The following is a 15265-nucleotide window of genomic DNA, read 5'->3' on the forward strand; positions in this document are numbered from 1 at the left end:
TTGTTCAATAGGTGAAGCATCTCCTGATACTATTCGTGAGTATATTCTCAATCAGGGTTAGTCCCTTACATCCCACATGCTAAAGACCTGTGGGTTTTACGCTCCGTTTTATAAAATAGAAGTTGATTAAAAACAATAATTAACTATCAGTAAAAATTATTGTTTTTAATTAATCATAACTATACATTATATTTGATATATCTATAATTATGATTTAACTCGCTTATGAAATTCTGGTGTTATCTACCCGTTTTTTTCTTTTTTTTATTTGGAAGCCTTACAATTTCTAAAGCACAACAATATATTCCTTTTGCACAGCATGCTTTTAATGGTTCGCAAATCAATCCTGCATACGTAGGCTATAAAGAAATGTGGTTTGCACAGGTTGGTATACGCTCAAAATGGGCCAAGGTGGATGGTGCACCCAAATCTGGTTATGCTAATGTAGATGGTATTTTGGATCCTGTAGCGAAGCGTCATGGCGCGGGATTGCAAATTGCATATGACAAGATAGGCGTTCAATCAGCTACCTCGATGTTTGTAAGCTATGCGTTGCGGTTGCAAATGGACGATGATGATACACAACGGTTGAGTTTAGGAATAGCAGGAGGAGCGACGCAGTACAGTTTGAATGGAAATGATCTAATTTATATTGACGAGAATGATCCCTATATTCCGCGAGGAATAATTACGACATGGCGTCCAGATATTCGACTTGGTGCATTTTATTATCATCCGAATTGGTATTTGGGTTTTTCAGTTCACGATTTGTTGGCCAATTCAGATAGTCGGGAGGATTTTGTTTACAATCAGAATTCACTCGAGGGACTTTATCGTAACACGTATGGCTATTTAATGACTGGAGCGGCATTTCCAGTTGCTGATGGTTTGATTTTTAGACCGAGTTTATTAATAAAGGACGATTTAATTGGTCCAACAGCTTTTGATGTGAATGCAATGGTGATTTTTGATGAAAAATTTTGGGTAGGAGCTGCATTCCGCTCAAGGTCAAGGATCTTTAATCGTGATTACGATGACTTGCCACTTTCTAAATTTAGTTCTTACAAGTCTATAGGTTTATTGGCACAGCTGTACACAAGCTCAAAACTTCGAATCGGGTATTCTTTTGAACATAGTCTAAACAAAATTGCCGGAAAGAATAACGGCACACATGAAATATCTTTGGGCGTGTCTTTAGGTAAGTCAATGAATCGTTTTCCAATGCCTAAGTATTTTTAGCCAATCCCGAAGTCCTATTATATCGACTTTTCTTGTTAGGTTTGCATATGCAAAAAGGCAAACTCTATCTAATTCCGGTACCACTTTCTGAGGGTGCTGAAAAATTGTCCTATACATTGGTTCACCATGATATCATCAATACGATTGAGGAATATGTGGTGGAAAATGAGAAAACAGCACGCAAATTTTTAAAAGCTGCGAGTTTAACTATTCCGCAGAGCCAACTAATTATTCATGATTATGGTAAGCATACGCGTGAAAAGATGGATTATAATGAAGTGTTTGCGAATGTTGTTAAAGGAAAGGATATTGGTTTGATGTCAGAAGCAGGCTGTCCAGCGGTAGCTGATCCTGGGTCGGATATTGTCCTCGAAGCGCACAGAAGAGGTATTCAAGTCATTCCTATGGTCGGACCTAGTTCGATTTTATTAGCATTGATGGGCTCTGGATTCAATGGACAAAAATTTACGTTTCACGGCTACTTGCCAATTGATAAAAGTGATCGTTCGAAGAAAATAAAAGATTTGGAGAATCAAAGCGCGCGTGAGAAGATGACTCAGATTTTTATTGAAACTCCATTTCGAAATAATCAAATGTTGGCAGAGATCATTCGTATTGGGAAGCCTTCTACAAAATTGTGTATTGCAGCAAATCTTACTTCAGCGGATGAATATATTAAAACCAAATCTATTGCAGAATGGAAAAACACAGAAATTGATTTGCATAAGATACCTGCAATATTTTTAATGTTTGCCTAAGTTTTTGTATTTTTAAATATGCGTAAACGTAGTTTAATCACACTTTTAATGGCACTAATTTTTGTTGCCATCGCACAAGCGCAATCCACGTATGTCATTGTTCATGGTGCATGGGGAGGAGCTTGGCAGTTCAAAAACACAGCAATGCATCTGCAAGAAGCAGGTCATATTGTATATCGACCTACTATGACTGGATTGGGCGAACGTCATCATTTGTACAATGATCAAGTAGATTTGACTACGCATATTACGGATGTGGTCAATACTATTTTATTTGAAGATCTCCAAGATGTGGTATTAGTAGGACATAGTTATGGCGGAATGATCGTGACAGGTGTAGCGGATAGTATTCCGGAACGTATTAAAAAAGTTATTTATCTCGATGCTATCGTTCCAGAAGTAAACCAATCTGCTGTTCAGGCACTGGGAATGGGTGATATTAACGGTAGCAATTCATTCAAAGCTCAAAATGGTCGTATCATCCCAAGTTGGGTAAGAGACACTACAAAAACGCCACGTGATGTGCCACATCCTGCAGCTACATTTACCCAGCCATTGAAGTATGATGCAGAAAAATTAGCAAAGCTCCCAATCACATACATTTTAACGTATGAGTATGCAAATGGTGGAAAGGAAAAGGATGATTTTTATAGATTTTATGTAAAGGCTAAAGCGCGAAATTGGAAAATCGTTGAGCTGGAAGCCTCCCACAATCCACAAATAGATAAATTGAACGAGTTAGTAGCTATATTGTTAGAAGTGAAGTAATGGAAGAGATTATTAATAGCCCTGAGTATCAAAAGTTATTGCCGTATGTGCCTTATTTACTTACAGCAGTTTTTTTGCGACTTTTATTTGTAATATTTTTATGTGTATCGAGTAAAAAAGCCTTGTTATTGATTAAGGAAGAAAACCGCTGTATAACTTCTGGACAGGTTTGGTTATTGCTTATTCCGTTTTTCAATATATATTGGAATTTTATATTTATGCGCAGAATAGTTGATTCGCTAAATAATGAATTTTACGATAGACAGGTTGCAGTTGAGGAAAATCCTACAGAAAAATATGGATACTTTTTTGCAGGTACATTTTTAGTATATAATTTTCCTTTACCTATGTTTGTTGGATTCGTGATGTACATCTTAAGTATTGTTGCATTAATAATTTATGTTGCTAAAATCAATGAATACAAGAAGTTATTAGAAGATGAAACGTTGGGATTAGAAGATCAGTTTTAGACTTTAGTAGTTACAATTATGAAAATAAAAGATATCACATCTTATTTAGAGTCTATCGCACCTTTAGCGTATCAAGAGTCTTATGATAATTCAGGATTAATTGTTGGAAATCAAAATGATGAAGTGACCAAAGCTTTAATTTCTTTGGATTGTACTGAAGAAGTTATAGATGAAGCTATATCAAATGGTTGTGACATTATTATATCGCATCATCCAATAGTATTTAAAGGAATCAAGAAGTTTAATAATAAGAATTACGTAGAGCGTACGGTAATTAAAGCCATTAAAAACAATATTGCATTATACGCTATTCATACCAATCTGGACAACGTGATGGGAGGCGTGAGTTCGAAAATTGCGGATAAGTTGAAATTAGTAAACCATGCGATATTAAGTCCAAAATCGGGTTTGTTGAAAAAGCTGGTCGTATATGTTCCACGTGCTAATGTCGAAGAAGTGCGTCAGGCATTATTTGATGCTGGCGCGGGCAGTATCGGAGATTACGACCAATGTAGCTATAATACGGCTGGTTATGGTACTTTTCGACCGTTGGAGGGTGCTAATCCGACTATAGGTGAGGTAGGAGCGCAAGAACGTGTGGAGGAAACTAAAATTGAAGTTATTTTTCCGCAACAGTTAGAGCGACAGATTTTAGTTAGTATGTTGGCGGCTCATCCATATGAAGAGGTTGCATATCATACTATTGCTTTAGGCAATAACTTGCAGTATGTAGGTTCTGGTGCTATCGGGAATTTAGAGATAGCGATGGAGGCGCAAGATTTCTTAGCTTATTTGAAAGAAAAGTTAAATCTTAATGTCATCCGCCATACGAAACTTTCTGATAAGAAAATTCAAAGAGTTGCGGTCTGTGGTGGGGCTGGAGGATTCTTATTAAATGATGCTAAACGCTCTGGAGCGGACATTTTTATTACAGCAGACTACAAATACCATGAGTTTTTTGATGCCGAAAATGATATTGTCATCGCGGATATAGGACACTATGAATCAGAACAATTTACGCAAGAATTATTATTAGAAATAATTCAGAAAAAATTTGTTAACTTTGCTGTCCTATTGACAGGAATAGACACAAATCCCATAAAATATTTCATTTAATGGAACAAACGGTAGAACAAAAATTAAAGGCATTGTGGTCGTTGCAAGCGATTCACAGCAAAATAGATAAGATTCGTCAAGTACGTGGCGAGTTACCTATTGAAGTAGCTGACTTAGAGGATGAAATCGCTGGGCTAGAAACTCGTCTTGAAAAAATCAGAGTTGATTTAGACGATTTAGAAGATTCAATTGTAAAACGTAAAAATATGATCAAAGATGCGCAAGCAGCGATCAAAAAATACGAAGGTCAATTGAACGAAGTAAAAAACAATCGTGAGTACGACGCTATTTCTAAGGAAATTGAAATTCAAGGATTAGAAATCCAAGTTTGTGAAAAACGTATCAAAGAAGCAGAATTTGAAATTAAAAACAAAACTGAAGCTTACGAAAAATCACAAGGCAATTTAGATTATGCTAAAGGCGAATTAGAAATTAAGAAGCAAGAGTTAAATACTATTTCTTCGGAAACTCAAATTGAAGAAGAAACGTTACTAAAGAAAGCAGAAGTTGCTTCTCAAAGTAACGAAGAACGTCTTTTGAAAGTATACAACAAACTTCGTGGTTCTTTCCGCAATGGTTTGGCAGTAGTTTCAATCGAGCGTGATAGTTGTTCAGGTTGTCACAATAAAATACCACCTCAATTGCAATCAGAAATCCGTCAACGTAAAAAATTGATTATCTGTGAGCACTGTGGTCGTATTTTGGTAGACGAAGAGATCGTTGCAGAAGATTAATTTCTTTCTAAAATATTAAAAGGGTAAAGTCATTCGATTTTACCCTTTTCTTTTTTGCAACAAGTTGGATATAGATAAACAGTAAATGTTTTAATAAGTATATTTGATTCGTATTACAACCATATATTGACATAATATGTTAAATAAACTATCTATGATGCTCGGTGTTACGTTAAGTTTCACGAGTATAACATTTTCTCACGCACAAGAGGAAACGCTTTTACTTCGTAGTCCAAGTATTAGTGATACACATCTGACGTTTGTCTATGGTGGCGACGTGTGGGTAGCCGATAAAAATGGAAGCAACCCTAGACGTCTGACGACAAATCCAGGTGTAGAAATCAATCCCATATTTTCTCCTGATGGAAAGCAAATCGCTTTTTCTGGTAATTATGATGGCAACAACGATGTATATACCATTCCTGTGTATGGTGGAGAGCCAAAGCGTGTGACCTACCATCCCTCTGCGGATGTAGTACGTGGCTGGTTGAATAATAATGAACTTTATTATACGACCACGCGTGAGTTTCAGTACTCATTAGGATCAAGAATGTATAAGACAAGTACAAATTCTGCAGTTGATATTCCATTGATGATGCCAGAGGCTTATCAAGGTACACCTTCTCCAGATGGCCGGTATTGGGCATATATCAAAAACTCGGATCCTACAGAGCGTGATCGTGTAGCATTCAAACGTTACCGTGGTGGTGGTATGGTATCGATTTGGATTTTTGACACACAAACCAAAAATATTGAGGCAATTCCAGGTGAAAGATGCAACGATGTGAAACCTGTGTGGTTGGGTTCTAAAGTATATTTCTTGTCAGATAGAGACAAGATGGTAAATATCTTTAGCTATGATACAAATACTAAAAAAGTTGAAAAGCTAACTAACTATAAAGATTACGATGTGCGTACCCTACAGGGTAAAGGCAGTGAATTAGTATTTGAGCAAGCTGGTCGTATTCATATTTTGGAGACAAATAGCAAAAAAGTAAATATATTAAAAATTGCTATTGCTGCAGATCCAATGTACAAACGTGCTAGATATGAACAAATACGTTCGGATATCCGCGATTTTAATATATCTCCAACAGGTCAACGTGTATTAATCCAATCGCGTGGTGAAATCATTTCTGTTCCAAAAGAAAAAGGCGAAGCACGAAATATCTCCAATGCAGTAGCAAGTCATGAGAAATATCCAGCTTGGTCTCCAAATGGAAAATGGATTTCCTATTTGTCTGATGCAAAAGGAAAATATCAATTGGTATTGCGCGATCAAAAAGCTATGGAAGAGCCTACCTATATTGATTTGGGTAAGGATATCTTTTATTTTGAACCTACTTGGTCTCCAGATAGCAAGAAGCTTTTCTATGCGGATGCGCATTTGAATCTTTATTATGTAGATGTGACTACTAAAAATGTGGTATTAGTCGATTCTGATAAATTAGCTTCTACGACTGGTCGTACTCGAAATAGTTTCACACCTTCGTGGTCTTTTGATTCCAATTGGATTTCTTACGTTAAGACATTGAATAATGGTGTTACGGCGGTATTTATGTATAATTTGGATACCAAAGTGTCACAGCAAATTACAGATGGTATGTCTTATGTGAGTCAGCCGACATTTAGTAGGGATGGTAAATACTTATTCTTTACGGCGAGTACCAATGTTGGATTGAGTAACTCAGGCTTACATATGTCTGCGTATGATCGCAGCCCAGCTTTTAATGTGTATGCTTTTATTTTATCGAAAAATACACCTACAATTTTCAAAAATGAGAGCGATGAGGAAACGGTAAAAGAAGAAAAGAAAGAGGATAAAAAGGAAGAGCCTAAAAAAGAGGATAAGAAGGACGATAAAAAGTCAGAAACTGCGAAGAAAGCAGATGCTTCCAAACCAGATGATAAAAATCTAGAGGTTGACTTTGATAATATCAATCGAAGAATCATTGCGTTGCCATTGCAACCGGGATACTATTCTTTGGATGGTAATGTAGATAAAATGTTGATTTACCGTCGCGGAAGTATAATCGGTGCTTTTGATTTAGAAAAGGCTGAAGATAAAACTTTAGTAGAAAATGCAGGATCGTTTGTAATTAGTGCAGACGGTAAGAAAATGTTGTATCAATCTGGCCGTGACTATTTCATTACTAACGCGGGTCAAAAACCAGCGCCTAATACAGGGAAAGTTAACTTAGATAATATTCAGATCGAAGTTGATCCATCTGCTGAGTGGAAGCAAATTTTCAATGAAGTATGGGCGATGCAGAAAGAGTTTTTCTATGTCGAAAATATGCATGGAGCTAATTGGAATGCTGTAAAAGCAAAATATGAGAAATTTGTTCCGTATGTGAATCACCGTTCGGATTTAGGGTACTTATTAAATGAAATGATGGGTGAGCTTGTTGTAGGTCACGCTTATATTTATCCTGGTGATCAGCCATCAAGTCCATCAGTTAGCACAGGTACATTAGGTGCGGATTTGGAATACGTAAATGGTGTGTACAAAATAAACAAGATTTTCACAACACTGGATTGGAATCCATCTTTCAAAGCTCCTTTAGCTGTGCCTGGATCAAACATTGAAGAGGGTGAGTATATTGTTGCAGTGAACGGGGTGAAACTTTCTGCTGATGTAAATCTGTACAAATTATTAGAGAACAAAGTCGATAAGCAAGTTGCTTTGAAAATCAACGGTAAGCCTTCTCTTGATGGTGCGCGTGAAGTGATTGTGAAGCCAATTTCATTTGGTCAAGAAATATCACTTCGTCAAACCGATAAAATTGAAGCTAACCGCAAGAAAGTGGATGAATTGAGTAATGGTCAAATTGCATATGTCTATATGCCAAATACGGGTAGAGAAGGGTACACCAACTTTAACCGTTATTACTTCTCACAAATGGACAAGAAAGCGTTGCTTTTGGATGAACGTAACAATGGCGGCGGTTCTGTAGCGGATTACGTGATTGACTTGTTGTCACGTGATTTAATCGCTGGCTGGGGTATTCGTGATGGAAAATCATTCACTACACCAGGAAATGGAATTTACGGACCTAAAGCGATGATCATCAATGAAAATGCAGGTTCTGGTGGTGATATGATGCCATATATGTTCCGTCACAAAGGATTAGGTAAATTAGTTGGTCGTACGACAATGGGTATTTTAGTGGGAATCTCTGGTTATCCACCACTATTGGACGGTGGAAGTATTACTTCGCCAAACTTTGGGGTGTTTGACTTGAATGGCAATTATATCATCGAGAACGAGGGGGTAGCACCAGATATTTTTGTAGAACAAATGCCAAAAGATTTGTTAGAAGGTAGAGATCCACAATTGGAAAGAACAGTGCAGTTGCTGTTGGAGGAAATGAAAACATATCCTTACAAAGACCTTAAAAAGCCTGCGGATCCAATCCGTGTCAATTAACGTATAGCATGAAAAAGGGACTGAAAAGTCCCTTTTTCATTGGCAAATATTATATAACTTTAGCCAATGAACGATTTTTTGGAAAAACAACCTTCACCGTGGTATTCATTGATGATGCTCTTGGTTTATACCTTTGCATTTAGTATTGGTATACAGTTGCTGGTTTTAATGTTGGGGGAATTGACAAATTCCTCTGCGATTGGCTTTATGCAAGGGAATAATAGTCCCGAATCTTTAGGAGGTAATTCGCGATTCTTTATGTATGCGCTTTTAGCGTCAGGAACTTTTGGAACATTCTACCTTCCTTCAGTTTTTTTACAAAAAAGGGAACCACTACATACGTATTTTCCTATAGAAAAAACTGTACCGATGTTCTATGTGTTGGCTGTTGCAATCTTGGTAGCTTTTAGTCCGATGATGGAACTCATAGGGGAATGGAATGCGCAGATGACTTTACCAGAAAGTCTTAAAGGAGTAGAAAACTGGATGCGCACGCAAGAAGATGCTTCCAACGACTTGATCAAAAAAGTTGTCATGGTGGATCATATCGGGTTATTATTTCTTAATATTATCGTGTTAGCCGTATTCCCAGCTGTCGCTGAAGAGTATTACTTCAGGGGCTCGTTGATGCATATTTTAAATCGTATTTTCAAAAATATTCACGTGACGATTTGGGTGACAGCGATTATCTTTAGTGCTATTCACGTACAATTTTTCGGATTTTTTCCCCGCGTGATATTGGGAGCATTCTTTGGATATATGCTGATTTGGACGAATAATATCTGGGTACCAATTCTTGCGCATTTTGTCAATAATGCTATTGTAACGGTGCTGGCATTCTATTATACAACACAAGGGAAGACGTTTGAAGAGTTGCAAACTTTCGATAGCTATTCCATTTTTGTGTATCTTGGTAGCTTTATGTTGACGGCAGTAACTGCTGTTTTATTTTACAAAAAATCGAAATCAAATATTAACAATGGAGAAGGGTTGGATTAAGGTCAAAACATTCGCAAAGCCTATAGAGGCAGAAATAGTGAAACAAATGTTGGAAGAACATGAAATTCCAGCTGTTTTGTTAAACAAACAAGACTCATCTTATTTATTCGGAAAGATTGAACTGTATGTCAATGAATCGAACGAAGCTTTAGCTAATGTGTTGATTAATAGTGCAACATTTACAGAGGAGGACGATGCTAACTAGAGCCATCACTGGATTATTTTTTATTATTGTACTGATCGGTGCCTTGCTGTTGGGTGAAGTGGTTTATACTATCTTCTTTAGTTTGGTCGGATTGGGAGCGTTGTACGAATTTTACGGAATAACAAAATCCGAAGACAATAAGCCAAATCTTTTTTTAGGCATGTTTGCAGCAATCGCATTGACCGTATTAGTTGGTATACATTGCCTAGGTTACATTCCATTCAAATTTGTCTGGTTAGTAATTCCTTTTTTTGCTTTGATATTCATCGTAAGTCTATACCAGAAGAGTAAATTGCCTTTCAATGATATTGGCTATACCTTATTGGGAATTATGTACGCATGCATTCCTTTTATATTTTTTGTTGCTTTGGGATTTATACAAGGCACATTCAATCACTACATTCCATTAGGATTTTTGATAATTCTGTGGGCAAATGACACAGGAGCTTATTTGTCTGGACGCAGTTTCGGAAAACATAAACTTTTTGAACGTATCTCACCAAATAAGACCTGGGAAGGTTTCGTAGGAGGTGTACTATTTGCGATGCTTATAGCGTTAAATTTAGCACAGTACTTTGGGTCGCTACAAAAATGGGAATGGGTAACGATGGCAGCAATCATAGGCGTGTTTGGAACTTTAGGCGATTTAGTAGAGTCTATGTTAAAACGCAGTTTAGGCGTGAAAGATTCGGGCAGTATATTACCAGGACACGGAGGTTTGTTGGATCGTTTTGATGGTTTACTGATCGCTGCTCCGTTAGTTTTTTTATTTTTATTAATGCTTCAATAATATGAATATATCGGCATCGACTTTTGAATTTTTGAAAGCGCTCAAAGAAAATAACAACAGAGAGTGGTTCAATGCGCATAAAGCTGATTACGAAAAAGCTAAGTCTAATGTGGAAGATTTTATCCAGGAGTTGATTAGCAAATTATCAACTTTTGATCCGCATATTGATTCCTCTATTCAAGCGAAGAAGTGTCTATTCAGAATATATAGAGATGTGCGTTTTGCGAAGGATAAGTCGCCTTATAAAACTTGGTTTGCCGCAGGGATTTCTCTTGATGGGCGTAAATTGGAGGGACCAGAATATTATTTGCATATAGGTCCAGATTCTTCATTTATGGCAGTGGGTTACTGGCGACCTAAGAAAGAGCATTTAGAAAGTATTCGTCAAGAAATTGATTATAATTTAGTAGCTTTCGAAGAAACTTTAAGCTCTGGAAATCTCACTCCAGATGATTTATCAACAGAGGACAAGCTGGTACGACCACCAGCAGGTTACAGCGAGGACAATGATGCTATAGAATATCTGAAGTTAAAGAGTTTCATCATATTTCGTCCACTGGAGGATCGGGAAGTTCTTAAACCTTTTGCTTTGGAAGATATGGTACAATTGTACCAAAGAACTATTAATTTCAAAAATTTTATTCATGAAGCTATAAACAGCTAATACACTATATCTACCACCTAATATTATGAAAAACAATTTTTTGAAGATCGCTTTTTTAAGCGGGGTCTTTCTCTTAGCTTTTGAAGCATCTGCACAGCAGATTGCCAAAGGTGTGGTTTTTGAAGATGTCAACAAAAACGGAAAGCGTGATAAAAAAGAAAAAGTTCTAGCAAATGTTGCGGTTTCTAACGGACGAGAGGTTGTACAGACGAATAATAAAGGAGAATATGCTTTGCCTGTCGGGGAAGACAATATTTTGTTTGTAATTAAGCCTTCGGGCTATACAACACCTGTCGATAAGAATAATCTACCCCAATTTTATTATATCCATAATCCGAGTGGCGCACCTGATTTGAAGTACAAGGGCGTCTCAGCTACTGGAGCCTTACCCACATCAGTAGATTTTCCGCTTTATCGTACCGAGGAAAAAGAAGAATACAAAATCTTAGTATTTGGAGATCCACAAGTCTATAACTTGAATCAAGTTGATTACTTGAAAAGAGGGGTCGTAGAAGAATTAAAAGGTGTGCAAGGTTATGAATTTGGAATTAGTTTGGGCGATTTAGTTGGAAATAATCCTGATTTATTCAACCCTTACATCGATGTAATGAAGGATATTGGCGTGCCATGGTATCAGGTAATGGGAAATCATGATATTAATTTTGATGTGCCAAATGACGAGATGTCTGATTTCAGTTTTAAAGCACATTTTGGACCTAACAATTATTCATTCAATAAAGGAAAAGTACATTTTATTGTTTTGGACGATGTTATTTATAACGGAGAAGGAGCTACAAGACAATATATCGGTGGATTACGTGAAGATCAATTAGAGTTTATAGCAAACGATCTAAAATTTGTTCCAAAGGATCATTTGATTGTGATATGTGCACATATTCCATTGGTGAATAATGGAAAACATGCAATTCGTCAAGAAGATAATTTAAGGTTATTTAATGCTTTAGCGGATTTTCCATATACCTTTTCGATGTCAGCGCATACACACGTGCAGGCGCAAACTTTTATCGATAAGTCATTAGGCTGGAAACAAGATAAACCACACCACCATTATAATGTGGGAACTACTAGTGGCAATTGGTATTCAGGAGAGTTGGATGCAAATGGAGTTCCTTCGGCAACTATGGCGGATGGTACCAAAAAGGGCTATGCTGTAATTACTTTTAAAGGGAATAAGTACGAGGTGGATTATCATGTAAGTAATGCGCCTAAGGATTATAAAATGAATGTGTTTCTGCCTAAAGTCACCGAGAAACGCAAAAACTCCAAAGCGAGTATGTACGTGAATTACTACTTGGGTGGAGAGAAAGATACGATTGATTATCGCGTAAATAATGGGAAATGGATGCGGATGAATCGTACAGAAACATTTGATCCTCATTTACTTTTGGAAGTGTTCAATTGGGATATATCCACCGAATTGTTGAAAGGGGAGCGTCCTAACGATCCTCGTTTGAGTTCGCATATTTGGAAAGCAACAGTTCCTTCGGATTTGCCGATTGGCAAACATACCATAGAATTTCGTCTGCGTGATATGTTTAGTAGAACATTTACAACCACGCGTGAATACGAAGTCGCAATGAATTAATTCGGTAAGCTAATTTTACCCATACAAATAGCAGGTGAATCTTTGATGTTTCGAACATTGTCAGGTGAGCCTGCTATTGTTTCATTTGCCAAAATAGCAAATAGACAAGCTTCTTTTGCATCGGGATTCATCGCTATAGCATCTATAGAAGTTACTTTATATTTAGACAAACCTTCTTTAATATTCTGCATAAGTAAAGGATTGTGCAAACCTCCACCACTAACATAAACCGCTACATTATCTAGACCTTCTGATACTTTTAAAATGCCGTCTGTAATAGCTTTCGCAGAAAAGGCATTTAACGTTGCCATAATATCTTCTTCCGTAAGATTTTCAGTATACGTTGATTTTTGTTTTTCTTCCAAATAAGATAAGTTAAATAATTCAGGTCCAGTTGTTTTTGGGAAATCCAACGTCAAAAATTCTTCTGAAAGTAAGGCTGCCAACAATTCCTGATTTACATTTCCTTTTGAAGCAATACGCGCATCTAAGTCCATTTCTAAATCAAAATGTTGCTTCACATATTGATTCATAATGGTGTTGCCGGGTCCAAGGTCTGTGGCAAATGCTTGCAATTCTGAATTACTATTTGGTAGAAATGTAAAATTCGAGATACCGCCAATATTTAAAAGTATGCGATGTTCTGTAGTATCTGTAAACAATAAATAATCTCCATAAGCGGCCAATGGAGCACCTTCACCACCTGCGGCAATATGTTTTTGTCTAAAATCCGAAAGTGTAATAATCCCAGTTTTTACGGCTATATGATCCGCATCACCAATTTGTAAGGTGCTATTTGGAAGAGAAAGATCTTTCGTCAAAATCTGCGGAGCATGATAAACTGTTTGCCCATGACTCGCTATTAAGTCAATTTCTTCAGCAGACACATCCCATTTTTTTAGCGCCTGATTGATTAAATCAGCGTGTACATGACCAACATAGGCATTGATGCCGCAGAATTCTTGTTGATCTATTTGTCGCTTCGCAAATATTTTACGGATGTAGGTTCTAAAATCATCCGCATAATCAAAAGTTTCAAATTTTATAAGCTCTAATTTTGTGGTAAATCCTGCTCCTTCGATTCTGCATAAGGCAATATCTAAGCCATCTAACGAAGTTCCAGACATAAGACCTATAATCAATCGATTGTTTTTCGCACTGATGTTATAAAGCTTTTTAATTTGATTATTCATGCTCTAAAATTACATACAATCTCTTTGGTAATGTGGATTGTTAATCATATTTTTGAAAAAAAACGAATATAGAATGAATTTTCCAGCAGAATTAAAGTACACTAAGGATCATGAATGGATTCGTGTGGAAGGCGATGAAGCCGTTATTGGTATTACTGACTTCGCACAACGTGAGTTAGGTGACATCGTATTTGTTGATATCAATACAGTTGATGAAGAAGTAGCAGCTGATGAGGTTTTCGGTACTATCGAAGCGGTAAAAACAGTTTCTGACTTATTCATGCCTGTGACATCTACTGTTATAGAGGTGAATGAAGCTATCGATGCTTCTCCAGAATTGGTGAACTCTGATCCTTATGGTGAAGGTTGGATTATCCGTGTTAAATTAGCAAATCCTGCTGATGTAGACGGTTTATTATCTGCTGACGAATACAAATCAGAAATCAACGCGTAATAGCGATTTTATAAAAAACACAAAAGGGAGCAAAATCAAATTTTGCTCCCTTTTGTGTTTCTGACTTTTCAGTCAAATTATTTTACCTCTTTAAGTTCTGTTGTAGTTTGCACTTTTGCGCCCTGCATTTCTACGTTTGTGACAGTCGAAGAAGATACAGTTATGAAAGTCTTAGGATGTACAATGAAATGTCCTTTTGAAGTACCTACTGCATTGCCTGAGGCATCTTCCATTGTGATATCACAATCCACTTTATAGCCTTGGTCATTTTTCTCTACAAAAGTATATTTTGCGTTTGCGGAAAGACCTAATTTTTCCATTTTATTATTTGCAGTCCAACTTTCACCCACGGCAATAGCATATGATGGGTAAGCAACGCCAAAACTAGTCACACTGGATTTATCAAAGATTTGGTCCGATACATTTGGAAATTCAACATCTTTGATCTGACCGAATTTATTCATAGTATAGGTTAGTTCGTTTTCCAATAAAGGACTGAATTGCGCGGCAAATGCTTTCTCCATTTCGTTTGCAGGTTCTTTCGAAGAATCGTATGATGCAGTCATCATACCAGCGTCCAAATCTATTTTTGCATACGTATATTTACCTACAATATTTAATAATGAATCTTGATGCTCGTTAAAACTAAGATTCATATGCATAATCATATCCATGATAATAGTTTGTGGACCTTCAATGTCCATTTTATTTATCATTTCATATTTGATAGGTGCATTCGAGGTTGGAGCAAGTTTAAAAAGTACTTTTTGTTGTGCTATTGCGCAAAAAGTAAGCATGGCTAACACGAGTGTGCTTGTGAATTTTTTCATAATATTTAA

General features: G+C 36.8%; 15 protein-coding genes. 13 read left to right on the forward strand and 2 right to left on the reverse strand.

Annotation, left to right across the window (positions count from 1 at the left end; translation table 11 throughout):
- Positions 1–225 precede the first annotated feature (225 nt).
- From GOQ16_RS14510 to GOQ16_RS14565, 12 genes are all read left to right on the forward strand, one after another.
- Positions 226–1239: a PorP/SprF family type IX secretion system membrane protein gene (locus tag GOQ16_RS14510; protein WP_160069948.1), complete on the forward strand. Its 1014-nt coding sequence runs from the start codon at positions 226–228 to the stop codon at positions 1237–1239.
- A gap of 47 nt (positions 1240–1286) precedes the next feature.
- Positions 1287–1997 carry an SAM-dependent methyltransferase gene (locus GOQ16_RS14515; protein WP_160069949.1) on the forward strand — a complete coding sequence of 237 codons (711 nt, stop codon included), beginning with the start codon at positions 1287–1289 and terminating at the stop codon, positions 1995–1997.
- Positions 1998–2045: 48 nt separating this feature from the next.
- On the forward strand, positions 2046–2765 hold the full coding sequence (locus tag GOQ16_RS14520; RefSeq protein ID WP_204987491.1) for an alpha/beta hydrolase: 720 nt from the start codon (positions 2046–2048) through the stop codon (positions 2763–2765).
- Positions 2765–3235, forward strand: a complete 471-nt coding sequence (locus tag GOQ16_RS14525) for a hypothetical protein (protein WP_160069951.1) — start codon at positions 2765–2767, stop codon at positions 3233–3235. The genes GOQ16_RS14520 and GOQ16_RS14525 overlap by 1 nt, the downstream gene beginning before the upstream one ends.
- An 18-nt stretch (positions 3236–3253) precedes the next feature.
- On the forward strand, positions 3254–4351 hold the full coding sequence (locus GOQ16_RS14530; RefSeq protein WP_160069952.1) for a Nif3-like dinuclear metal center hexameric protein: 1098 nt from the start codon (positions 3254–3256) through the stop codon (positions 4349–4351).
- Positions 4351–5085 (forward strand): zinc ribbon domain-containing protein, encoded by a 735-nt coding sequence (locus GOQ16_RS14535; RefSeq protein ID WP_160069953.1) that lies wholly within the window; start codon positions 4351–4353, stop codon positions 5083–5085. The genes GOQ16_RS14530 and GOQ16_RS14535 overlap by 1 nt, the downstream gene beginning before the upstream one ends.
- A 136-nt stretch (positions 5086–5221) precedes the next feature.
- Positions 5222–8515, forward strand: coding sequence for a S41 family peptidase (locus tag GOQ16_RS14540; RefSeq protein ID WP_160069954.1), 3294 nt, complete (start codon positions 5222–5224; stop codon positions 8513–8515).
- A 66-nt stretch (positions 8516–8581) separates the two neighbouring features.
- Complete coding sequence (locus GOQ16_RS14545; RefSeq protein WP_160069955.1) at positions 8582–9514, forward strand: CPBP family intramembrane glutamic endopeptidase; 933 nt, start codon at positions 8582–8584, stop codon at positions 9512–9514.
- The gene (locus GOQ16_RS14550; RefSeq protein ID WP_149913645.1) at positions 9495–9719 is read left to right on the forward strand and encodes a putative signal transducing protein; all 225 of its coding nucleotides are present in this window, start codon (positions 9495–9497) and stop codon (positions 9717–9719) included. The genes GOQ16_RS14545 and GOQ16_RS14550 overlap by 20 nt, the downstream gene beginning before the upstream one ends.
- Complete coding sequence (locus GOQ16_RS14555) at positions 9709–10509, forward strand: phosphatidate cytidylyltransferase (RefSeq protein WP_149913646.1); 801 nt, start codon at positions 9709–9711, stop codon at positions 10507–10509. The genes GOQ16_RS14550 and GOQ16_RS14555 overlap by 11 nt, the downstream gene beginning before the upstream one ends.
- A 1-nt stretch (position 10510) precedes the next feature.
- Positions 10511–11173, forward strand: coding sequence for a DUF2461 domain-containing protein (locus tag GOQ16_RS14560; protein ID WP_160069956.1), 663 nt, complete (start codon positions 10511–10513; stop codon positions 11171–11173).
- A 25-nt stretch (positions 11174–11198) separates the two neighbouring features.
- The gene (locus GOQ16_RS14565) at positions 11199–12779 is read left to right on the forward strand and encodes a calcineurin-like phosphoesterase C-terminal domain-containing protein (protein WP_160069957.1); all 1581 of its coding nucleotides are present in this window, start codon (positions 11199–11201) and stop codon (positions 12777–12779) included.
- Here the strand turns inward: GOQ16_RS14565 and GOQ16_RS14570 are convergent.
- Complete coding sequence (locus GOQ16_RS14570; protein WP_160069958.1) at positions 12776–13972, reverse strand: anhydro-N-acetylmuramic acid kinase; 1197 nt, start codon at positions 13970–13972, stop codon at positions 12776–12778. The genes GOQ16_RS14565 and GOQ16_RS14570 overlap by 4 nt on opposite strands.
- Positions 13973–14045: 73 nt before the next feature.
- On the opposite strand from GOQ16_RS14570, the gene gcvH reads away from it, so the two are divergent.
- Positions 14046–14426 carry a glycine cleavage system protein GcvH gene (gene gcvH / locus GOQ16_RS14575; RefSeq protein WP_160069959.1) on the forward strand — a complete coding sequence of 127 codons (381 nt, stop codon included), beginning with the start codon at positions 14046–14048 and terminating at the stop codon, positions 14424–14426.
- Between the two features lie 77 nt (positions 14427–14503).
- Here gcvH and GOQ16_RS14580 read toward each other — a convergent pair whose 3' ends face one another.
- On the reverse strand, positions 14504–15256 hold the full coding sequence (locus GOQ16_RS14580; RefSeq protein WP_160069960.1) for a hypothetical protein: 753 nt from the start codon (positions 15254–15256) through the stop codon (positions 14504–14506).
- Positions 15257–15265: the final 9 nt, after the last annotated feature.

It is taken from the genome of Sphingobacterium bovisgrunnientis (assembly GCF_009829085.1).
Lineage (GTDB): Bacteria > Bacteroidota > Bacteroidia > Sphingobacteriales > Sphingobacteriaceae > Sphingobacterium > Sphingobacterium bovisgrunnientis.